18 protein-coding genes are annotated in these 20,243 nt (G+C 61.1%); 7 read left to right on the forward strand and 11 right to left on the reverse strand.

The annotated features are described in order from the left end of the window. Positions 1 to 181: 181 nt before the first annotated feature. Complete coding sequence (locus ACTJJ7_RS13790) at positions 182 to 1,114, forward strand: LysR family transcriptional regulator (RefSeq protein ID WP_440967511.1); 933 nt, start codon at positions 182 to 184, stop codon at positions 1,112 to 1,114. 64 nt (positions 1,115 to 1,178) lie between these two features. Here the strand turns inward: ACTJJ7_RS13790 and ACTJJ7_RS13795 are convergent, their stop codons facing one another. Continuing rightward, positions 1,179 to 3,056 (reverse strand): TRAP transporter large permease, encoded by a 1,878-nt coding sequence (locus ACTJJ7_RS13795; RefSeq protein WP_440967513.1) that lies wholly within the window; start codon positions 3,054 to 3,056, stop codon positions 1,179 to 1,181. 8 nt (positions 3,057 to 3,064) lie between these two features. After that, entirely contained in the window at positions 3,065 to 4,078 is a 1,014-nt protein-coding gene (locus tag ACTJJ7_RS13800; protein WP_440967515.1) for a TRAP transporter substrate-binding protein, read from the reverse strand. 329 nt (positions 4,079 to 4,407) lie between these two features. Between ACTJJ7_RS13800 and ACTJJ7_RS13805 the strand changes: the two genes are divergently transcribed. Continuing rightward, positions 4,408 to 5,082, forward strand: coding sequence for a GntR family transcriptional regulator (locus tag ACTJJ7_RS13805; RefSeq protein ID WP_245457774.1), 675 nt, complete (start codon positions 4,408 to 4,410; stop codon positions 5,080 to 5,082). Between the two features lie 3 nt (positions 5,083 to 5,085). Here the strand turns inward: ACTJJ7_RS13805 and ACTJJ7_RS13810 are convergent, their stop codons facing one another. Both ACTJJ7_RS13810 and ACTJJ7_RS13815 read right to left on the reverse strand, forming a co-directional pair. Beyond that, complete coding sequence (locus tag ACTJJ7_RS13810; protein ID WP_440967517.1) at positions 5,086 to 6,378, reverse strand: MFS transporter; 1,293 nt, start codon at positions 6,376 to 6,378, stop codon at positions 5,086 to 5,088. Positions 6,379 to 6,420: 42 nt separating this feature from the next. Continuing rightward, entirely contained in the window at positions 6,421 to 7,653 is a 1,233-nt protein-coding gene (locus ACTJJ7_RS13815; protein ID WP_440967519.1) for a mechanosensitive ion channel family protein, read from the reverse strand. A gap of 242 nt (positions 7,654 to 7,895) precedes the next feature. On the opposite strand from ACTJJ7_RS13815, the gene ACTJJ7_RS13820 reads away from it, so the two are divergent. Further along, positions 7,896 to 8,567 carry an HAD family hydrolase gene (locus ACTJJ7_RS13820; RefSeq protein WP_440967521.1) on the forward strand — a complete coding sequence of 224 codons (672 nt, stop codon included), beginning with the start codon at positions 7,896 to 7,898 and terminating at the stop codon, positions 8,565 to 8,567. A gap of 14 nt (positions 8,568 to 8,581) precedes the next feature. Here ACTJJ7_RS13820 and ACTJJ7_RS13825 read toward each other — a convergent pair whose 3' ends face one another. The 3 genes from ACTJJ7_RS13825 to ACTJJ7_RS13835 form a co-directional block, all read right to left on the reverse strand. Further along, the gene (locus tag ACTJJ7_RS13825; RefSeq protein WP_440967523.1) at positions 8,582 to 10,108 is read right to left on the reverse strand and encodes a malonate--CoA ligase; all 1,527 of its coding nucleotides are present in this window, start codon (positions 10,106 to 10,108) and stop codon (positions 8,582 to 8,584) included. Continuing rightward, on the reverse strand, positions 10,105 to 11,514 hold the full coding sequence (locus ACTJJ7_RS13830) for a malonyl-CoA decarboxylase (protein ID WP_440967525.1): 1,410 nt from the start codon (positions 11,512 to 11,514) through the stop codon (positions 10,105 to 10,107). Before ACTJJ7_RS13830 ends, ACTJJ7_RS13825 begins: the two co-directional genes overlap by 4 nt. 278 nt (positions 11,515 to 11,792) lie before the next feature. Continuing rightward, entirely contained in the window at positions 11,793 to 12,107 is a 315-nt protein-coding gene (locus ACTJJ7_RS13835; RefSeq protein ID WP_105732489.1) for a PsiF family protein, read from the reverse strand. 437 nt (positions 12,108 to 12,544) lie between these two features. Here ACTJJ7_RS13835 and cml point away from each other — a divergent pair, with 437 nt between their 5' ends. After that, positions 12,545 to 13,750, forward strand: a complete 1,206-nt coding sequence (cml, locus tag ACTJJ7_RS13840; protein ID WP_440967527.1) for a CmlA/FloR family chloramphenicol efflux MFS transporter — start codon at positions 12,545 to 12,547, stop codon at positions 13,748 to 13,750. Positions 13,751 to 13,813: 63 nt separating this feature from the next. Here cml and ACTJJ7_RS13845 read toward each other — a convergent pair whose 3' ends face one another. Continuing rightward, complete coding sequence (locus ACTJJ7_RS13845) at positions 13,814 to 14,335, reverse strand: hypothetical protein (RefSeq protein WP_440967529.1); 522 nt, start codon at positions 14,333 to 14,335, stop codon at positions 13,814 to 13,816. Positions 14,336 to 14,639: 304 nt separating this feature from the next. Here ACTJJ7_RS13845 and ACTJJ7_RS13850 point away from each other — a divergent pair, with 304 nt between their 5' ends. From ACTJJ7_RS13850 to ACTJJ7_RS13860, 3 genes are all read left to right on the forward strand, one after another. After that, entirely contained in the window at positions 14,640 to 15,485 is an 846-nt protein-coding gene (locus tag ACTJJ7_RS13850) for a MetQ/NlpA family lipoprotein (RefSeq protein ID WP_440967531.1), read from the forward strand. Positions 15,486 to 15,603: 118 nt separating this feature from the next. Next, on the forward strand, positions 15,604 to 16,686 hold the full coding sequence (locus ACTJJ7_RS13855; RefSeq protein ID WP_440967533.1) for a methionine ABC transporter ATP-binding protein: 1,083 nt from the start codon (positions 15,604 to 15,606) through the stop codon (positions 16,684 to 16,686). Then, positions 16,667 to 17,323: a methionine ABC transporter permease gene (locus tag ACTJJ7_RS13860; RefSeq protein WP_105732494.1), complete on the forward strand. Its 657-nt coding sequence runs from the start codon at positions 16,667 to 16,669 to the stop codon at positions 17,321 to 17,323. Before ACTJJ7_RS13855 ends, ACTJJ7_RS13860 begins: the two co-directional genes overlap by 20 nt. A gap of 38 nt (positions 17,324 to 17,361) precedes the next feature. On the opposite strand, the gene ACTJJ7_RS13865 is transcribed toward ACTJJ7_RS13860, so the two are convergent. Genes ACTJJ7_RS13865 through ACTJJ7_RS13875 form a run of 3 tightly spaced genes read right to left on the reverse strand, consistent with a single transcriptional unit; the run spans position 17,362 to position 20,206 of the window. Further along, positions 17,362 to 18,114: an ABC transporter permease gene (locus ACTJJ7_RS13865; RefSeq protein ID WP_440967535.1), complete on the reverse strand. Its 753-nt coding sequence runs from the start codon at positions 18,112 to 18,114 to the stop codon at positions 17,362 to 17,364. Next, positions 18,111 to 19,052 (reverse strand): ABC transporter ATP-binding protein, encoded by a 942-nt coding sequence (locus tag ACTJJ7_RS13870; RefSeq protein ID WP_440967536.1) that lies wholly within the window; start codon positions 19,050 to 19,052, stop codon positions 18,111 to 18,113. Before ACTJJ7_RS13870 ends, ACTJJ7_RS13865 begins: the two co-directional genes overlap by 4 nt. Then, on the reverse strand, positions 19,049 to 20,206 hold the full coding sequence (locus ACTJJ7_RS13875; protein WP_130270403.1) for an ABC transporter permease: 1,158 nt from the start codon (positions 20,204 to 20,206) through the stop codon (positions 19,049 to 19,051). Before ACTJJ7_RS13875 ends, ACTJJ7_RS13870 begins: the two co-directional genes overlap by 4 nt. Positions 20,207 to 20,243 lie beyond the last annotated feature (37 nt).

A 20,243-nucleotide genomic window follows, 5' to 3' on the forward strand; every position in this document is an offset into this window, starting at 1 on the left:
GCCGCCGGTGGCCTGGCGATGCGGGGTGCAATCCGCGATTCCTGGGAGATTGTTACGGATAGCACCGCCTCATTTTTGCATTTTACCGGGTTATAATACAAAAATTGACTTGCCCGGAAACAAGGGGAGCTGATAGATAGGCCATCGAAACATGTAAAATGAAAACTTCTGGACGCGCATCATGAGCAAGATTCATATCAACCTGACCATGCTGAAGGCTTTGATTGCTATCGTGGAAGAAGGCGGGTTTTCCCGCGGCGCCGACCGGATCGGCGTAAGCCAGTCTGCCGTCAGCCATGCCATCCGCGGCCTGGAGGTTGCGATAGGCGCACCGCTGATCGAGCGGCAGCGGGGCAATATGGAACTGACGGCCATGGGCCAGAAAGTCGCCGAGGAAGCGCGCGGCGTGCTGCAGGCCATTGAGCGGCTGCGCAAACTCGGCCAGAACCGCAATGTCTGCGGCACGGTGCGCGTCGGCGTCGTCGCCAGCATCGCGTCGCGGATCACGCCGGCGGCCTTGCGCGACCTGCGCCGCAATTTTCCCGATATCCGGCTCGATATCTGGGATGGAACCGATCAGGAAGTACATGAATGGGCCAGAAATGATCTGATCGACATTGGCATAGCCGGTATTTGCGATGGTCTGAATGCCGAGCACTTCATGGAAGAAAAGCTGCTTCTCCTCGTTCCGGAAGATCATGTCCTGGCCGGGCGCGAGACCGTATTGCAGGCCGACTTGCAGGATGCCCGCTTTGTCGTGCCGGCAATGGGGTGCGGCCCGCAGATCGACGGGATGCTCGGGGATGCCGGTGTTGCAATCGATGTTGTCGTGCGCGTGAGGGAGAAGGAGACGCTGTTCTCGATGGTCCGCTCCCATGTCGGCGTGGCCATGGTGCCTGAACTGGCGCTGCCAACTATTGTCGATGGCTGTGTTGTCCGTCCGCTTGATCCGCCATTTTCCCGGAAACTGTTTCTGATGCACGGCGATGCCAGCTTGAATTCGTCTGCGCGGGCGGTTGCCGATGCATTCAGGCGTGCGTCATGCAGTTTTGCTTTTTGTTTGCCTGACGAAGCAATTCAGGATGACGCCAGAATCGAGGAAAAGACGGCTTGATCCCAGGGTTTGATCCGAGGGCTCGATCCCTTCTGCGAGGGATCGAGACTACCATGGTTCCCGGCTAATGGACAAAGCCCATATAGCGCGGCAGCGACAATGTGATATCCGGAATGAAGGCGATCAGCAGCAGACACACGAACAGGATCGCCAGATATTTGGCGATGGGCTTGACCGTCGCCTCCAGGGACACGCCGCCCACCGCACAACTCGTGTAAAGCCCGAGCCCCAATGGCGGCGCGAACAGGCCAAGCCCCATCGCGATGATGAGCACGATGCCGTAGTGCAGGGGATGGATGCCAAAGCTCTGCGCCACCGGAATGAGCAGCGGGCCGAAGATGATGAGCGCCGGAGCGCCTTCCAGTGCGGCACCCATGACGATGAGGATCAGGATGGAGGCGATGATGAACGCCCAGGAGCCTGCACCGTGGCTGAGATTGATCATGGCTTCCGCCAGCATGTGCGGCACCTGGTCGATGGTCAGCGAGAAGGCAACGGTCTGGGAGGCTGCGACCACGAAGAGGATCATACCGGCAAGCGTCGCGGAGCGGATGAACAGGTGTACCGTGCTGCGCCATGTCAGCTCCCGGAACACGAGGCGCCCGACCAGGAGCGCATAGGCCACGGCGAAGGCGCCGATTTCGGTGGCGGTGGCAAAGCCGGAGCGATAGCCGCCGAAAATGATCACAATGACGCCAAGGCTGACCGCACTGCTCCACATGAGATTGTTCAGGCTGCGCCCCGATGTTTCCACCGGGGCGGGTGGCGCTTTCTTCGAGAAGATGACGACGCCAAGGATGAGGGCTCCGGCCATCAGGATCGCCGGATAAATGCCAGCGGCAAACAGGCCGCCGATGGACAGGTTCGCCACATAGCCGAGAATGATGAGGTTGATGCAGGGCGGGATGGTTTCCGCCATGACGGCACTGGCCGCCAGAAGGGCCACGCCTTCCGACGGATCATGGCCCGACCGGCGCATGGCCGGGATCATGACCGTACCGACAGCCGTCACATCCGCAAGTTTCGAGCCGGAAATGCCCGAGAACAGCACCATGCTGAGAATGGTGACGATGTTGAGCCCGCCCTTGCGCTCGCCCACCCCCCGGCGCAGCAATTCAATCAGCCGCACCGACATGCCATTCACCTCCATGGCAAGGCCGGTCAGGACAAAGAACGGTACGGCAAGCAGCACGAAATTGTCGATACCGCTGGAGGCCTGCTGGGCAAAGACCGCAAATGGAATGAAACCATCGCCGAGAATGTAGAGCAGGGCACCGACACACAGCGAAAAGGCGATGGGAATGCCGCTGGACAGGCAAATGGCAAACCCGCCGAGCATCAGAACCAGCGGGCTGGGTGCATGATCCGGCAGAAGCATTGTCCAGAGCGTCACCGCACCAGCCAGAACAAGAAGCCCGGCCAGGCCCATCGCAATGTCTGTCCTGGGATAGGCCAGCAGCCGCGCCGCGGTGAAAATGGCCATGCAGAAGCCGCCGGCAACGAGCGGATACATGAAGAGATTTTGCGGCAGGCCGGTCGAAGTCACCTGCGTGGAGGCAGACTCGCAATACTCGATGGCGAAGACCGCCACGGCGAGTGTCACGCCGAGTTCGATCCACAGGCCCGCCGCTTCCACGCGGGATGCATGCTGCGGCGCCAGCTTGTCCCGCAGGATACGGATACCGACATGATTGCCCTTGGCGACCGCTGCAGCGCCGCCCAGAAAGGCGACGGCGATGAGCAGCATGCGTGCGACTTCATCGGCCCACAAAATGGTGTCGTTGAAGGCGAAGCGCCAGAGGACGGCGATGATGACCAGAGCGAGATCGGCGGCCAGGGCGATGGCGGCAAGGATCTCGACGGTGCGCAGGAGAGCGCCGACAAACGGCGCGCCCCTGACGGCGGGTGCATGGGCGGTGGGCAAGGCAGCCTCGACGGACATGGGCGACCTCAGGCCTTGGTGATGGATTCAAGCACGGGCTTGGTGCTTGGATAGGTCCTGGCGAACTCATCCCAGAGCGGCAGGACAAGCTGCTTGAAGGCGGCACGATCGACCTCGTGCGTCGTCACGCCATTGCTGCGCAGTTTTGCCAGTGCGCTGGCTTCGATCTCGTTTGCCTTGCTGCGCTGGAAGGCGGAGGCTTCCGCCGCAGCCTCGCGGAAAGCGGGCAGATGTTCCGCCGGTATTTTGGACAGGGCACGCCTGCCGATGACGATGGTCTGCGGATTGCAGATATGCTGGGTGAGGGAAATGTGCTTGGCCACCTCATAGCACTTCAGTGCCAGGACTGTCGGCGCATCGTGCTCCAGCCCGTCAATGACGCCCGTCTGCAGGGCGGTGTAGACTTCGCCCAGTGACATCGGCGTGGGCGATGCCCCCATCGCCTTCAGCGTGGCGACGAAATTGGCAACCGGCAGGACGCGAATCTTCTGTCCCTTGAGCAGTTCCGGCGTGTTGGCAGGCTGGCGCGCCGTTACGTTGCGCCCGCCGAGACTATAGGCCCAGCTGACCACCTCGACGCCAATCTTGCCGGCAAAAATGCCGTTCAGCACCTTGCCCGCGCTGCCATCGAGCACCGGCCCGGCCGCATCCATCGAGTTGAAGAGATAGCCGAGATCGAGAACACCGATTTCCGGCGCGAGCGTGCCCCAGATGGAGGAGCCGGAGATCATCATGTCGACAATGCCGAGCTTCACCTGGCCGACAATGTCGGCTTCCTTGCCAAGCTGATTGTCAGGGAAATATTTGATCTCGACGGCATCGCCGGCCTTGTTTTTCAGGCTGCTCTGGAAGCGGTCATACCACAGCCAGTGCGCCGAGTTCGGATCGGCGGGCAGGGATGACGACATGCGCAGGGTCACCGGGGCAGCTTCGGCGCGCGTCGCGCGGCCGAGAATGGCGAATGTACCGGCACCGGCAAGGCCAAGGCCGAATGCACGGCGTGTCAGGCGAAAATCCTTCATAGTCTCTCCTCCACATCGGCCACTCCCCGTGGCCTTGATTGTTCCCGACGCCGGAGGTCGCCGGCGTCACCCCTTGCTGCCGCTCTTGCTCAGGACGGCTTCGGACACGATGGCGGACTCCTCAATCCGCCTGCCGTGTTGCTGGCTCCATGCAGGCTTTGCTTGGTTCAGGCGGATTCCTGTGCGAAACAGCATGGGGGCCTTGTCTATCCGGCACCGGATTCTGATTCACAAACAGGCCGTCGCTTGACCGCGGCTGGCACGGCATATACTAGTATGGTAGTATGATATGGTAATCGATGCAATGCAAGCGGATTGGAGGAGCAGGTTTGACGATTGATCTCAGCCGTGGTGGCTCAACGGCGCACCGGCTCGAAAAGGAGCTGCTCAGGGCCATTGTTTCGCTGGAATTATATCCGGGCGTGCGCTTGTCGGAGCAGGAGATTGCCGAGCGCTACGGCGTGTCGCGCCAGCCCGTGCGCGAAGCTTTGATCGCGCTCAGCAAACAGCAGTTTGTCGAAGTGCTGCCGCAGCGGGGCACGATGGTGGTCAAGATTTCCCTTGCCAAGATGCGGGAGGCGCGGTTTCTGCGCGAGGTCATCGAAAGCGCCGTCGTGCGCCGCGCCTGTGAAGCGTTTGATCCGGCAAGCCGGGAAAAGATCGACGAGGCGCTTGAAGCGCAGGCGCGTGCCGCCGCCCGCACCGACCACAGCGCTTTCCAGAGATTTGACGAGCAGTTCCACATTGCGCTTGCGGAAGGCGCAGGCTGTCCCATGGCATGGTCGGTCGTCGGCAACCTCAAGGCCCATATGGATCGGGCGTGCCAGCTTACCCTGCTGAACGCGGCGGCCATGCAACTGCTCATCCAGCAGCATCAGGCAATCGTCAGCGCCATCGATGCGGCCAATCCCGACGCGGCGGAGGCGGCGATGCGCCACCACCTCACCGAAATATTGCGCGCCCTGCCGGAGGTGGAGAAAAACCACCCGGATCTGTTCGAATAGAGGTCAGCGCACCGCATCGTGCCGGCTGGATTTCAGTTCCCGGCCGAGAAACAGAACGATGATGGCTGCCGCCGCAAGGCAGCAGGCAAGCACACCCATGCCGATCTGGAAACTGCCGGTGCTCTGTTTGATCCAGCCGACGAGATAGGGACCGGCGAACCCTCCGAGATTGCCGACGGAATTGATCAGCGCAATGCCACCGGCTGCCGCCGTTCCCTGCAGAAAGACCGGCGGCATGGCCCAGAAGGGGCCGAGGCTCGCATAAATGCCGACGGAGGCGATGCCGAGACAGAAAAGCGCCACCAGATTGGACTGGAGATAGACGCTGCCGATGAAGCCGATGGCGCTGACCGCCGCGGCAATGGCGACATGCCAGACCCGCTCGCCGCTTTTGTCGCTGTGCCGGCCCCAGAGCAGCATGGCGATGGCGCTGACGAGATAAGGCAAGGCCGTGATGAAGCCGACCTGCGTGTTGGAAAAACCCATCGCTTTGATCATTTGCGGCAGCCACAGGCCAATGCCGTAGAGCCCGATGACGATGCCGAAATAGACAAGGCCGAGGAGCAATACCCGCCTGTCAACCAAAGCGGGCCAGAGCCTGTGCTGGGTGCGGCCGGGATGGGCGAGGTGGTCCTTGTCCAGTCTCTCCTGGACGATGCGCCGTTCGGTCAGCGTCAGCCAGGGCGCCTGCGCCGGGCCATTGGGCAACAGGCGCAGCACCGCAAGGCCGAGCAGGCAGGATGGGATGCCCTCGACGATGAACAGCCACTGCCAGCCTTTCAGCCCCCAGGCGTGATCGATGCCGATGATCAGGCTGGAAAGCGGTGCGCCGACGGCGCTTGCCAGCGGCACCGCTGCCATGAACAGGCCGATGAATTTCGCCCGCTGCGCCGCCGGAAACCAGTATGTGAGGTAAAGGATCATGCCGGGAAGAAACCCCGCCTCGGCGAGGCCGAGCAGAAAGCGCAGGATGAAGAAACTCCATGGCCCCTGCACAAAGGCCATGGCGGCGGAGACAAGCCCCCAGGTGATCATGATCCGGGCAATCCACAGCCGCGCACCGACCTTTTCGAGAATGACGTTGCTGGGCACTTCGAACAGGAAATAGCCGAGAAAGAAAATACCCGCGCCCCATCCGTAGACATAGGGCGTCAGGCCGACATCGTCGTTCATGGTGAGGGCAGCAAAGCTGATATTCACCCGGTCGAGAAATGCGACGAGATAGAGCACCATCATGAAAGGAATGATGCGCAGGCTTATTTTTCGGTACGGATCTACCGTTTCGTTCAGTGACATGCGTGCCTCCCAACCCCACTGCCGTGATCTGCCGCTTCTTTGTCAGGCCAGATCGATTCCCTTGTTCTTGAATTCCTGCAGAATCATCTCATTGATATCAGAGATGATCTCTATACGGCCATTGCTAGGATCACTGATCCAGAAGCGGGCCAGAAGCTTGATGCTCTTGTTTTCGATCGTTGCCGTAAAAATCCGGGGCGGCGGCTGTTTCAGGACGCGCGGCTGCTTTTGCACGGCATCGAGAAAGATGCGGCGCGCCGCATCCAGATCGGCGGAGGATGCCACCGCGACCGGGCATTCCAGCCGTATATTGCTGTCGGAGAGCGTCTCGTTGAAGATCGTGCTGCTGATCAGCGTGTCGTTGGATATCAGGACATCGAGTCCATCGGTGGTATGGATCGTTGTGTAGCGGATGGTCATCTCCGTGACCTTGCCCGAAATGCGGTCGGTAACCAGATTGTCGCCGACCCGGACCGAACGTTCAAACAGCAGGATGAGCCCGCTGATATAGCTGGCGGCAAGCTTCTGGAAGCCAAGGCCAAGACCAATGCCGAGCGCGCCGCCAAAGGCGGCAAGGGCGGTCAGATTGATCCCGGCCAATGAAATGATCAGCAGGGCCGCAACCACCCACATCGTTACAGAGATGATACGGTCGAGAGCAAGCGCAAGGTTGGGCTGCAGGCCACTCCTGCGGTGGAGATAGCGCTGCACCGTTTCGGAAATCCAGATCGTGACAATCAGGATGATGGCGCCCAGAAACAGGATGTTGAAGATCGCCTGCGCACTGATCCTGGAATCGCCGATGGGGATTTCCGCCTCGAAGAAACCCTTGATCGCCGGATTCCATTGCCCGAAGAGATAAACGAACAGTGCAAACCAGAATAGAACGGACCCGACGCGCAGGATGGAGCGAAACGGCTCATGCGGTTTGAAAAGAAGTTCGACGACCGCGCCGACAACCCGGACGACAAGAAAGGAACCAAGCGCGCCGCCCATCACGAACACCAGCGTGTTGGCCAGTGTTCCCCTGAATATCTGCATCAGCGCGAGGATGAAGATGATGGTCAGAACAACAGTCGAGAGATAATCGATGAGAATGCGGATGCGCGATCTGATCGGCCATTTCCGTTTCAGCCGCCGGGTGATCAATGCTGCGACGATGATTGATCCGGCAAGGGCGGCAATCGACGCAAAAGCCACGCGCGGTGATTGCTGAAACAGGGAGAACGCGCCGGTGGCGAGTGCCTCGATCGCATCGGCATCTTCTTTGTCCATCACGCCCCCGACTGTTCAAAGCTGCGATACACGCAGCGCATGAACGATATGCTTGCTGCAATATCTTGTGACATAAATTGCGGCGCAAAAACAGATCGGCCGCTGACATCGGCACCTCAGGCGCGTCATGGTTGCAAACACAGATTTTGGTGCCATTTTGCGCCGGAAATTAGCATGGCGGGCGTTGCGGGCAAGCGCTGCAATTGTGTATCGGTGGTTTTGCCAATGAAAGGAAATTCAAATTGTCTCCAACCACTTCCGCCGTTTTCAGCAAGCCGTTTGCGGCATTGCTTTTCGACATGGATGGCACGATCCTCAATTCGCTGGCTTCCGCCGAGCGCATATGGGGCAACTGGGCGCACCGCAAGGGCCTTGATGTCGAAACCTTCCTGCCCACCATGCACGGCGTCCGCGGTGTCGATACGATCCGCCGTCTGGCTTTGCCGGGGGTGGATCCGGAAACGGAAGCAGCGGAGATCGAGCGGGAGGAAATCGACGATGTCGAAGGCATTGTCGCGATTGACGGGGCGGTGGCCTTTCTGAACGCCCTGCCGCCGCAGAGCTGGGCGATCGTGACATCAGCCCCCCTTGCGCTGGCGCTGCGGCGGCTGGAAGCTGCGGGTATTCCTGTTCCCCGAACGATGGTGACGGCCGAGGATGTCTCGATCGGAAAACCGAATCCGGAATGCTATCTGCTCGGTGCCGAAAAACTCGGCGTGGACATTGCGGACTGCCTGGTTTTTGAAGATGCGCCGGCGGGCATTCAAGCCGGTGAGGCGGCCGGTGCCGAGGTCATCGTGGTGACGGCGACGCAGGTGCACGCGATTGCCACCGCTCACCCGGCAATCGCCAGCTACGACGCCATTGCCGCCCATGTCGGCAAGGACGGGAAAATCTCCATCGTCAGCCGGTAGGGGCGTTCAGGCGTTCAGGCGTGCGCCTTGCTCGCATAGAGATTGCCATATTGCTCGCGCAGCACGTTCTTCTGCACCTTGCCCATGGTGTTGCGCGGCAGGTCATCGACGAAAATGATGCGTTTGGGCTGCTTGTAGCGCGCCAGGCGATCCTGCAGCGCGTCGAGAATGGCTTTCTCATCGATATCGGCGCCGGATTGCCTGACCACGACGGCGGTCACGCCCTCGCCGAAATCCGGATGGGCGACACCGATCACGGCGCTTTCCATGACGCCCGGCAGTTGATCGATTTCGGTTTCCACTTCCTTGGGATAGATGTTGTAGCCGCCCGATATCACCAGATCCTTGCCGCGGCCGACAATGTGCACATAGCCACCCGCATCGATCTTGCCGAGATCGCCGGTGATGAAGAAGCCGTCATCGCGGAACTCCGCCTTGGTCTTCTCCGGCATGCGCCAGTACCCCTTGAACACATTCGGCCCCTTGACCTCGATCATGCCGGTTGCATCGGCCGGGAGCATCGCGCCGGTTTCCGGATGGGTGACCCGCACGGCAACACCCGGAAGCGGAAAGCCGACCGTTCCGGCAATCCGCTCGCCGTCATAGGGATTGGAGGTGTTCATATTGGTTTCGGTCATGCCGTACCGCTCCAGAATGGCATGGCCGGTACGCTCCTGGAATGCCCGGTGCGTATCGGCAAGCAGAGGCGCCGAGCCGGAGATGAACAGCCGCATTCCCCTGGCGGCATCACGGGTCAGTCCCTCATTCTGCAAAAGCCTGACATAAAAGGTGGGAACACCCATCATGGTGGTCGCGCGCGGCATTAGCGACAGGATTTCCGCCGGGTCGAATTTTGGCAAGAGGAACATCGAGGCGCCGGACATCAGGATGACGTTGGTGGCGACGAAAAGCCCGTGGGTGTGAAAGATCGGCAGGGCATGGATCAGCCGGTCATCGGCTGTGAATTGCCAGCAGGCCCGCAATGTCAGGGCATTCGACAGGAGATTGTCATGGGTCAGCATTGCGCCCTTGGAACGTCCGGTTGTGCCCGATGTGTAGAGAATGGCGGCAAGATCATCTGCCGCTCTCGCAATATCGGGAAAATCCGGCGATTGATCCCTTGCAATATCCATGAGCGAGCCGCCGCCGTGGTCATCGAGCGTCTCAACCGATGCGCCATGGTTCGATGCCACGGCCCTGATGCCATCGGCTGCCTGCGGTGTTGCCACGACGAGACGCGGTTCGGCATCACCGATGAAATAGTCAAGTTCAGCCAGGGTGTAGGCGGTATTCAACGGCAGATAGACCGCTCCGCAGCGGATGCAGGCGAGATAAAGCATCAAAGCTTCGGCGCTTTTTTCCACCTGAACGGCCACCCTGTCGCCGGGGATGACGCCGAGGCCGCGCAAGGCACCCGCCATCCGGCCGGAGCAGCGCAGCATGTCGCCATAGGTCCAGCTGCGTCCGTCGCCTGTTTCAATGAACACGGCATTGCCGGCGGGAATGGCATCCCGGATGGCGTCGAACAAGTGGTTGCTCATGAACTCAATTCCTTGCTGTCTGCTGCGTTCCCGGCGCGCTCCGCGGCAGGCGCGGAGCGGTTCGGCTTGATGCTGCGAAGCAGCTTGCGGATGGCTGGCGCGGCAACGATCTCGCCCCGCTGGGCGAAAGCCTCGTGGTTGGTTTCAATATCGTCAAGCTTGTAGAGATAATTGACCATCAGCCCGTGCGCCTGCCGCATGGCGCGGCTTGAACGGTCGGCAAGAAAATCCAGCCGCTCCAGCCGCGCGCCGTTGCCGAGGTGAAAGCGGGCAACCGGATCAACCGGCCGGCCATCCGGCGTCCGGGCCCGGAGGAAATACCAGGCGGCGGCGGGCAGCAATGCCGCCTTTACATCGGCGGTCCCGGCCGTGCCGCTGGCCCAGTCGGCGTCATCCAGCACGGCGAGAGCGGCCTTGTCCTCCGCCGTCAGCACGTCGGAATCCTCATTGCGCCGTTCGCGCCCCAGCCAGCCTGCAAAGGCCGGAGCCGGTGAAAGCGTGACGAATGTATCCAGCTTGGGAAGGTCACGGCGCAGATCTTCGACCACCTGCTTGATCAGGAAATTGCCGAAGGAAATGCCGCGCAAACCCGCCTGGCAGTTCGAAATGGAATAGAAGGCGGCGGTTCGCGCATCCTGCGCCTGAATCGGCGCGCGCTTTTCCCCGAGCACGTCGGAGATGGTTTCGGGAATGGTCTTGGTCAGTGCCACTTCCACGAAGATCAGGGGATCGTCGGCCAGTTGCGGATGAAAGAAGGCAAAGCAGCGCCGGTCGCCCGGCGCCAGGCGACGGCGCAGTTCATCCCAGTCGCCGATCTCGTGCACGGCCTCGTAGCGGATGATTTTTTCCAGAATATGCGCGGGCGTTGACCAGTCGATCGGGCGGAGTATCAGAAAGCCGCGATTGAACCATGAGGTGAAGAGATGTGCGAAATCCGCATCCACAGCCTCAAGGTCCGGAGTGTCGATCTTCAGCTCCAGCAGCCGTTCGCGCATGCGCACCAGCGTTGATATGCCGTTGGGCGCCAGATTGAGGCGCCGGATCAGTTCCTGCCGGCGTGGCTCCGCGGCCTCATGCAGTTCCAGCACGGCTTTCGCGCTACGTTCCGCACGGTATGTGTCGATGGCCTTGTCGAGCTTGTCGGAGTCAGGCCCGAACTTGCCGGCAAGAAGCAGCATGAAATCGCGCTGCTGTCCGTCGTTCAGGCGCGACCATTGCTGCAGGATTTCCGCCGCCAGCGCCATGCCGGATGCCTCGCCGCGGCTGGAGAGCAGCATGTCGCACAGTTTTTCCAGGCTGGTGAGGCTGGCCTGCGTCCGTTCCGCGCGTGGCGCAAACGACAGCAGCTTGCGGCCGCGTTCGGTGATCGTCTGCACCATGTCGCTGAAGAAGGATGTACCGGTCATTGCAGAACTCCAATTCAGAGGATTGATCGCGCGGGAGGGCAGGCACGACAGACCTATGATGGGAGTATTTCCGAAGTTGCGCCTGCTGCAAGGCCTATTATAGCCGATCCGGCTTGCCTGCGCTTCGCCAAAGAAGCCCCCGATGGCGGGGCAGCGACCGGACGGAAACAATGCCGTCCGGGCGGCATCGGACTGAAAGCCTGAGCGGCCGCGTATTTACATGTATCGATAACTGGCGGGCGGCGGATTTACCGCGCCCGCCAGCAGCAGGACGGGCGTTAGCTCTTGCCGCCGTTCTTCTTGCATTCGGCGCGGAACTTGTGGCGTTCCTTGCCATGCAGACCCTTGGCATCGGCCTGGGCCGAGCATGCCTTGGAGATGGCTGTCTTGGCCGGGGTGGTGGCTGTGGCAGCCGGAGCAGCGGCGGGTTTCTTGGCCATGGAATTGGCGGCCGGCTTTGTCGTTGTGGTCGGTGCGGCCGGTGCGGTTGTGGCCGCTGGCGCTGTCGTTGCGGGGGCTGCAGTCTGTGCCATCGCGCTTGTGCCGACAAAGGCAAGGATCGCGGTGGCGGTAAGGGTGGCAACTAGTCTCATGGTCGTTTCCTTTGAGTTACAAACCCGTTTTGTAGCGCTTTGTGACACCAGGTTCTCTCGCGCTACGGTTGCACCTGAGCACTGCTTGCATTTCGCCAAGCCCTTGCAAATCAATGAGATGCGCGGTGCTATACGCCATGCCAACATTGCTCGAGTCACAGATTATTGATCGACCGTGTTTTCTTTGTGTGCATCAACATTAATTTTTTTCCATGAAACGGCCCTGTTTTGCAGCTGCTTGACGCTCGCCCGTCACGGCTCTATATCGGCGCTTCAACCGGGAGCTGCACTTCCATGAAAGCCACCACGCTCGCAACCCGCTAGGCCGTAACAACCGTTTTCAACCGTTGTTGCGGCATTCAAAGCTCTCATCATGCTTTTTGCGTTGGGATCAATGATCGCCGCCGGACTTTCCTGTTCGTGTGGGATTCTTTGTTATGCTTTACCCCAAAAATTGGACTTATTCGCTGCCGGCAGCCTTGCTGCTGATGGCTCCCTTTGACCTGCTCGCTTCGCTGGGCATGGACATCTATCTGCCTGTTGTCGTCCGCATGCCTGCGGTTCTCCAAACCACACCGGCGACGATCCAGCTGACACTCAGCCTGTATATGATCGTTCTTGGCTGCGGGCAGCTCCTGTTCGGCCCGCTGGCGGACCGCATCGGACGCAGGCCCGTCCTGCTCGGCGGCGCACTTCTGTTCACCTTTGCCTCCGCCGGATTGGCCATGACCAGTTCGGCCAGCGTTTTCATAGCGCTGCGCGTTGTCCAGTCGGCAGGTGGCGCGGCGGCCCTGGTGGCAACCTTTGCCACTGTCCGCGATGTTTATGCGGCGCGGCCGGAAGGCGCCATCATCTACGGCCTGTTCGGTTCCATGCTGGCCTTCGTTCCGGCTTTTGCACCGATGATCGGCGCATTGGTCGACCATATATTCGGCTGGCGTGCCGTTTTCTGGTTGCTTGCCGGGCTTGCTGTGTTGTCCGGGCTGCATGCGTTTCTGCGCTGGCCCGAAACATGTCCGCTACAGACACATCCGGCGACACTGCGAGGCAGTTTTGGCAGGGTGTTTTCCAGCGTCTCGTTCTGGACCTATACAATGGGTTTCAGCACCGCCATGGGAACGTTCTTCACCTATTTTTCAACGGCGCCGCGCATTCTCATGCAGGCGCTTGGCCTGTCTTCGACCATGTTCAGCCTCGTCTTTGCAACCGTTGCCCTTGTCATGATCGTGTGCAGCCGCTTCGGTGGTGTGTTCGTCCGGCGTTGGGGGCTAAAGGGATGCCTGATCAGGGGGATGGCCTTGTTCCTGACCGGCGCGGTGGTGCTGATTGCGGGACAGATGGTCCTGCCCATCTCCATTGTCACGTTCATGGCGCCGATGTGGATCATGGCTTGCGCCATATCATTGACATCTGCCGTTGTGGCAAACGGGGCTTTGCGCGACTTTGGTGATATCGCGGGAACGGCGACAGCCATCTATTATTTCATCCAAAGTGTGATTGTCGGGGCTGCCGGGACGCTGGCCGTGGTCCTGCTCCCCGAGGCGAGCTTTTGGCCCGTTGCGGTGTTTGCCGCCGTGGCGGCCGTTGTCACACTGGGTTTGGCAGGCCTGTGCGGACCTGATGAAAAGCATGTAACCCTTTAATTACACTGCATCATTCGCGATCCCGGCCAGATGGCCGCCGGGGTCGCGGATATGGCAATCGGCTCATGCCCTGTAGGAATGCAGTTCCGGATCAAGCTCCACCTCAACAACGTTGGTGAAGACCGCCGTGGCGATCATGATACCGGCAAAGGCGACAAGGTTGACCAGCGTCGGCTCGTCATAACGTGCAGCCAGTTTGTTCCACAGCCGCTCGGGCACCGCATTGGCATCGGCAACGATGGCCTTGCCAAAATCGATCAGCACCGTTTCATCCGCATCCGGGACGATGGTCTCGGGCTGCAACCCGGAATCGATCAGGGCGCGGCGGAAAAAGGTGACGGGCACATCCGCATGGCTTGCCTGCGCGATGGCGAGCGACAGAAGCCAGATGGCGCGATCCGGCAGGGCCGGGCGCAGCAGATCCCGCAAGGTGAACCATTCGGCATAGATGCGGTGGGCGACAGGTGAATGCAGCATGATGCGTTTCATGTTGGTCATGCGGCCGCGCAACTGCAGCTCCCGGTCATGCTCGGCGCGAATATCCGGTGCTGCGTCTTCATAAACAATCGGGGAAATGCGGCTCATGGGAAATATCCGTCTGTGACAGGTTTGCGGTGGGTAGGGGGCAGGGTGTTCAAAGGCTTATATTTTCTGGCGGCGGCGCGCCATGGAAAACCCGATGGCAGATTCATTTCGCGGCAAAACCCGGATGTATTCCACATTCTGGAAAATTCCAGCTCCGGTTGCGGCAATTGTTGAAAGGTTTTTCGCCTGCTGCTCTGCACAAAAGATAGTCATCCCTCGCTCAAACCGTGTGCATTCGCGAATATCCGGGACGAAACAAGACGTTTCTCTTTTCGCTATTCACACTGCCTACGGGGGCCAGCACATGACAAAAACCATAGAAAATCTCGGAAACAACGGGAAAATCACGCGGCGCGCCGGCCTGTTTGCGCTGGTGGCTTCGGCCATCGCCATTGCCAGCTTCACCGCGCCGCAACCGTCCCAGGCGGCTGACAAGGCCATCAAGGTCGGCATCATCAGCGGCGAGGACGAAGATGTCTGGAAAGTTGTGACGGTGGAAGCCGCCAAGAACGGCCTTAAAATCCAGACGGTTGTTTTCAACGATTACACCCAGCCGAACGAAGCGCTGGAACGTGGCGATCTCGACGCCAATGCATTCCAGCACAAGCCCTATCTCGACAACCAGATCAAGACGCAGGGCTACCACATTGTTCCGGTCGGCTACACCGGCGTCTGGCCCATCGGCCTCTATTCCAAGAAGTTCAGCAAAATCGCTGACCTGCCGCAAGGCGCCGTGGTCGGCGTTCCCAACGATCCGTCGAATGAAGGCCGTGCGCTGCGGGTGCTGGAAGATCAGGGCGTCATCAAGCTCAAGCCCGGCACGGGCATTCTCGCCACCATCGCCGACATTGCCGACAACCCGAAGAAGGTGAAAATCAAGGAACTCGATGCCGGTATCGTCGGGCGTTCGGTCGAAGATCTCGATGCAGCCGTGGTCAACACGGATTGGGCGCTGAAGAGCGGCCTGACACCGGAAAACCGCATCGCCCAGGAAAAGATCGCCGACAATCCTTACCGCAATTTCATTGCCGTGAAGGCCGGGCAGGAGAAGGAGCCATGGGTGAAGACCCTCGTGTCCTCCTACCAGAACGACAAGGTCAAGGCGGAATTCGACAAGGTGTACAAGGGAACAGGTATCAGCGCTTACTGATAACCAGTTGATCTTAAAAGCAATCACGACAAAGCGGTTCGCAGCATGGATATATGCCGCGGGCCGCTTTCCCGGTTGAGGCGGATGCCGTTGCGGCATCCCTCCAAGAGGAAAACACATGAATTCGCATGTCTCTGTTCCCGGCCAGACGGGTGCAATCATAGCCGGTACGCCGCTTGCCGACGCTGTCGTGCGGCTTGAGAATGTCAAACGGCATTTTGGGGAAACGCCGGCTTTGGACGGTGTGTCCCTGACTGTCCGCAAGGGGGAAATTCTCGGCATTATCGGCCGCAGCGGCGCGGGAAAGTCGACACTGATCCGCTGCCTCAACGGGCTGGAGCGGCCGGAATCCGGGGCCATTTTCGTCGAAGGCAGGCAGATCACCGGGCTTAGCGAGCGGGAGCTGCAGCCCTTCCGCCGCCGTATCGGCATGATCTTCCAGCACTTCAACCTCTTGTCGGCCAAGACGGTGGAAGAGAATGTGGCGCTGCCGCTGAAGATCGAGGGCCGTCCGAAGGCTGAACGGCTCCAGCGCGCGCGCGAATTGCTCGATCTTGTCGGCCTTTCCGACAAGGCAAGGGCCTATCCGTCCTCCCTGTCCGGCGGGCAAAAGCAGCGCGTCGGCATTGCGCGGGCACTGGCGGCACGCCCGGCGCTGCTGCTTTCGGACGAAGCGACATCGGCACTCGATCCCGAAACAACCCGCTCCATCCTCGCGCTGCTGAAGGACATCAATCGCAAGCTTGGCCTCACCATCCTGCTGATCACCCATGAGATGGAAGTGGTCCGCTCCATCGGCGACCGCGTGGCAGTGATCGATGCAGGGAAAATCGTCGAGGAGGGGCCCGTCTGGTCGGTGTTCGCCGATCCGCAGACAGACATCACCAAAAGCCTGCTGGCGGGTATTCGCCCGCAGCTTCCGGCGCATATCGCCGATGCCCTATCGGCGGAACCCGGCGGCGAGGCTGTGCTGGGTGTCGATCTCGCTGGTGCTGCAGCGCAGGGCACCTTGCTGGCCGAGCTGCCACGGCCGTTCCGCCTGCTGCACGGCGGTGTCGATCATGTGCAGGACCAGGCGGTTGCCCGGCTTTATCTCGCGGTTCCGGCTGTGCCTGCCGGCGCGGTCCAGACATTCATTCAATTTCTCGAGGCCCGCTCGGCCCGTGTGGAGGTGCTCGGCTATGTCACCGGTCATGCTTGATCTTCTCGTTCAATCCATCTGGGAAACGCTTGTCATGACCGGGGCCTCCGGTCTGATCTCGCTGGCCGCGGGATTGCCGCTTGGCCTTGCTCTGGTGGCAACGGACCGTGGCGGCATTGCGCCCAATCCCTGGGTCAACAGTGTGCTTGGTGCCGTCATCAACGCCTTCCGGTCCGTGCCGTTCATCATCCTGCTGGTGGCGCTGATCCCGGTAACACGGCTCATCGTCGGAACATCCATCGGCACATGGGCGGCCATTGTGCCGCTGTCCATCGGCGCGACGCCCTATTATGCCCGCATTGCCGAGGTGTCGCTGCGGGAAGTCGATCGCGGGTTGATCGAGGCCGCACGCGCCATGGGCGGCAACCGCTGGACGATTATCCGCGAAGTGCTGGTGCCCGAAGCGCTGCCGGGCATTATCGCCGGTTTCACGGTGACGCTCGTCACCCTGATCGGCGCATCGGCCATGGCCGGTGCCATCGGCGCGGGCGGCCTTGGCGATCTGGCCATCCGCTACGGCTACCAGCGGTTTGAAACCTCGATCATGATTGCCGTGGTGATCGTGCTCATCGTCCTCGTCTGCGGCATCCAATGGGTTGGCGACAGGCTGGTCAAGCGGCTCGACCACCGGATTTAGACACGATGTAATGAATGAAAAAAGCGCAGGGGAAACGGTCAGCCTTGCTGGAGAAGGCCCATGCGCCGCGAAATGAAACGTTCCATCGCCGACAATCCGTCATAGATCATGACGGCGAGCACACCGACGATCAGACCGCCCTGCAGCACAAAGGAGAGGTTGTTGGATTGCAGCCCGGCAATGATCACTTCGCCCAGCGTTTTGGCGGCAACCGTGGAGCCGATGGTGGCCGTCGCCAGATTGATCGTCACCGAGAGGCGTATGCCGGCAAGAATGACCGGCATCGCCAGCGGCAGCTCGACTTTGACAAGCCGCTGCCAGCCGGTCATGCCGACGCCGCGCGCCGCATCGGTGACAGTCGGCGGCAGGGTGGTCAGGCCGGTCAGCGCGTTTTCGAAGATGGGCAGCAATCCGTAGAGAAACAGCGCGATCAGCGTGGGTTTTTCACCGAAGCCGACGGCTGGCACCGCCAAAGCGAGCACGGCGACGGGCGGAAACGTCTGGCCGATATTCACCAGACTGCGGGACAACGGCAGAAATTCCGCGCCGAAGGGGCGCGTGACCAGAATGGCCAGTGCGATGGCCACGACGGTCGCGCCCGCCGTCGCAATGGCAACGGTGCGCAGGTGGAGCAATGTCAGGTTGAGCAGGCTGCCCTGATTATAGATCACCGGAGCATTGTTCTGCGTCAACGGGCGAAACACCGGCTCGAACCATTCCGGCCATACGAGAAACACGACCAGCAGCACCAGGATGCCGATGCGCACTATGGTGGGCAGGCGCAGTTTCATGCGGCGGGCCTCGACGCCCGCTTGACCAGCCCATCGACGGTGACCCGGCCGATGGCTTTTCCGGCCTCGTTGACCACGGGCAAAGCGGGGCGGCCGGACCAGAGGAGTTCAGCCAGCGCATCGCGCTGGGTGGCGGAGGCGGGGATGGCTTCGCCCTCGGCTGTGCCGGGCTCCACCGCGTCGCCCGCGGGGCTCAGGGACAGGAAGCGGAACGGCCGGTCACCCGTGCCGACCAGTGTTGCCACGAAATCCGTTGCCGGATTGGCGAGAATTTCGGCGGGTGTTGCATATTGCAGCAGGTTGCCGCCATCCATCACCGCGATCTTGTGGCCAAGGTGGATCGCTTCTTCCATATCATGCGTGACCAGGATGATCGTGGTGCCGAACCGCTTCTGGATGGCGAGCAGGTCCTCCTGCGCCTTCGAGCGTATGACGGGATCGAGCGCGCCGAAGGGTTCATCCATCAACAGGACGTTGGGTTCCGCCGCCAGCGCCCGGGCCACGCCGATGCGCTGCTGCTGGCCGCCGGAAAGTTCATGCGGATAGCGCGGGCCAAAGGTTTCCGGGTCGAGCTGAAACAGGGAGAGCAGCTCGCTGACGCGGGCATCGGTTTTTGCCTTGTCCCAGCCGAGAAGTTCGGGAACGACCGCAATGTTCTGCGCCACGGTACGGTGCGGGAAAAGGCCATGCCCCTGAATGGCATAACCGATGCGGCGGCGCAGTTCGTATCCGGGCAGGGTGCGGTTGTCCTCGCCATCGAGCCTGATCACGCCCGCTGTCGGTTCCACCAGCCGGTTGATCATGCGCATCAGCGTCGTCTTGCCCGAGCCCGATGTGCCGACGATAACGGTGATCGTTCGCGGCTGCACGACAAGCGAGACGTCGTTGACCACCGTTGCCGCGCCGTAGCGCTTGGTGATGTTCTCGATTTCGATCATGCGGATGTCCTCGCGTGAAAGGGGGAACTGAGTTCGACGGCCGCATCGAGAATGATGGCAGCCGCGAAGGCGAGAAGCACGGTCGGAACAGCTCCGAGCAGAACCAGATCCATGGCGGTCTGGCCAATGCCCTGAAACACGAAGACGCCGAAACCGCCGCCGCCGATCAGCGCGGCGATGGTTGCAAGGCCGATATTCTGAACCAAGACAATACGCACGCCGGTCAGGATCACGGGAAAGGCCAGCGGAAATTCCACCCGGAACAGGCGCTGCCGTTCCGTCATGCCGACACCGCGGGCGGCATCATTGGCCTGCACCGGCACGCCGGCAAGCCCGACCACCGTATTGGCCACCACCGGCAGCAGGGAATAGAGAAACAACGCGACAAAGGCGGGCGCCATGCCGATGCCCTTGATGCCGATGTCAGCGGCGCCCGGCACATGCGCCGCGATCCAGCCGAGCGGGGCGATGAGAATGCCGAACAGGGCAATGGAGGGGATGGTCTGGACGATGTTGAGGACGTTGAGAACGGCGGCGCGCAGCTTCTGCACCCTGTGGCACAGGACGCCGAGCGGGATGCCGACGATGACGGCAGCGGCGAGCGAGCCGAGCGCCAGCGTCACATGCTTGCTGGCCTCCGCCCAGAAACTGTCGGCGCGGGCGCTGTATTCCTTGAGTATCGACAGCCTGTCCCAACTGCCGCTGAACAGGACAAAACCCAGGAAGGCCCCGGCCAAGACCAGGACAAGGATGCGGAGCGGCGGTGTCGGGCGCAGGCGCGTCAGGGCATCCGCCGCCAGCAGGGCGAAGGCAAAGAGCAGCAGCCAGAAGCCCGAGGCCGGAGACACGCGCGCGTAGGTGTTGCCAGGCGGCGTCAGATGGTCGGCCGCCGTGCCGATCAACAGGAGGAGGGCGGCCAGGGCGGCGAAGCTTGCCGCCAGCCGCAATGTCGAGGGTGTGCGGAACAATCCAACGAGAACGGCTGCTGCAATGACCGCCAGAAGCGTGGGGCCAGCCCAGGAGGGCAAGGCCGCCAACAGCGTCTGCGGCTCACCGGCGACGATCCGGTTGGCGCGGAACGTGGCAAAGGGTGCCGCCGCCACGGCATATCCGGCGATCAGGGCAATCACGACACCTAGTTTGTCCAGACGCACGGCATGGCCTCCTTTTTGCCGGAACAGGGCAAGCCCA

Source organism: Phyllobacterium sp. 22229, assembly GCF_052056495.1.
Taxonomy (GTDB): domain Bacteria; phylum Pseudomonadota; class Alphaproteobacteria; order Rhizobiales; family Rhizobiaceae; genus Phyllobacterium; species Phyllobacterium myrsinacearum.

What these genes read in the sequence shown, in the direction of transcription:
- ACTJJ7_RS13790 (WP_440967511.1), top strand. Translation starts at nt 182, where the DNA reads ATGAGCAAGATTCATATCAACCTGACCATGCTGAAGGCTTTGATTGCT.
- ACTJJ7_RS13795 (WP_440967513.1), bottom strand. Translation starts at nt 3,056, where the DNA reads ATGTCCGTCGAGGCTGCCTTGCCCACCGCCCATGCACCCGCCGTCAGG.
- ACTJJ7_RS13800 (WP_440967515.1), bottom strand. Translation starts at nt 4,078, where the DNA reads ATGAAGGATTTTCGCCTGACACGCCGTGCATTCGGCCTTGGCCTTGCC.
- ACTJJ7_RS13810 (WP_440967517.1), bottom strand. Translation starts at nt 6,378, where the DNA reads ATGTCACTGAACGAAACGGTAGATCCGTACCGAAAAATAAGCCTGCGC.
- ACTJJ7_RS13815 (WP_440967519.1), bottom strand. Translation starts at nt 7,653, where the DNA reads ATGGACAAAGAAGATGCCGATGCGATCGAGGCACTCGCCACCGGCGCG.
- ACTJJ7_RS13825 (WP_440967523.1), bottom strand. Translation starts at nt 10,108, where the DNA reads ATGAGCAACCACTTGTTCGACGCCATCCGGGATGCCATTCCCGCCGGC.
- ACTJJ7_RS13830 (WP_440967525.1), bottom strand. Translation starts at nt 11,514, where the DNA reads ATGACCGGTACATCCTTCTTCAGCGACATGGTGCAGACGATCACCGAA.
- ACTJJ7_RS13835 (WP_105732489.1), bottom strand. Translation starts at nt 12,107, where the DNA reads ATGAGACTAGTTGCCACCCTTACCGCCACCGCGATCCTTGCCTTTGTC.
- cml (WP_440967527.1), top strand. Translation starts at nt 12,545, where the DNA reads ATGCTTTACCCCAAAAATTGGACTTATTCGCTGCCGGCAGCCTTGCTG.
- ACTJJ7_RS13845 (WP_440967529.1), bottom strand. Translation starts at nt 14,335, where the DNA reads ATGAGCCGCATTTCCCCGATTGTTTATGAAGACGCAGCACCGGATATT.
- ACTJJ7_RS13850 (WP_440967531.1), top strand. Translation starts at nt 14,640, where the DNA reads ATGACAAAAACCATAGAAAATCTCGGAAACAACGGGAAAATCACGCGG.
- ACTJJ7_RS13855 (WP_440967533.1), top strand. Translation starts at nt 15,604, where the DNA reads ATGAATTCGCATGTCTCTGTTCCCGGCCAGACGGGTGCAATCATAGCC.
- ACTJJ7_RS13860 (WP_105732494.1), top strand. Translation starts at nt 16,667, where the DNA reads ATGTCACCGGTCATGCTTGATCTTCTCGTTCAATCCATCTGGGAAACG.
- ACTJJ7_RS13865 (WP_440967535.1), bottom strand. Translation starts at nt 18,114, where the DNA reads ATGAAACTGCGCCTGCCCACCATAGTGCGCATCGGCATCCTGGTGCTG.
- ACTJJ7_RS13870 (WP_440967536.1), bottom strand. Translation starts at nt 19,052, where the DNA reads ATGATCGAAATCGAGAACATCACCAAGCGCTACGGCGCGGCAACGGTG.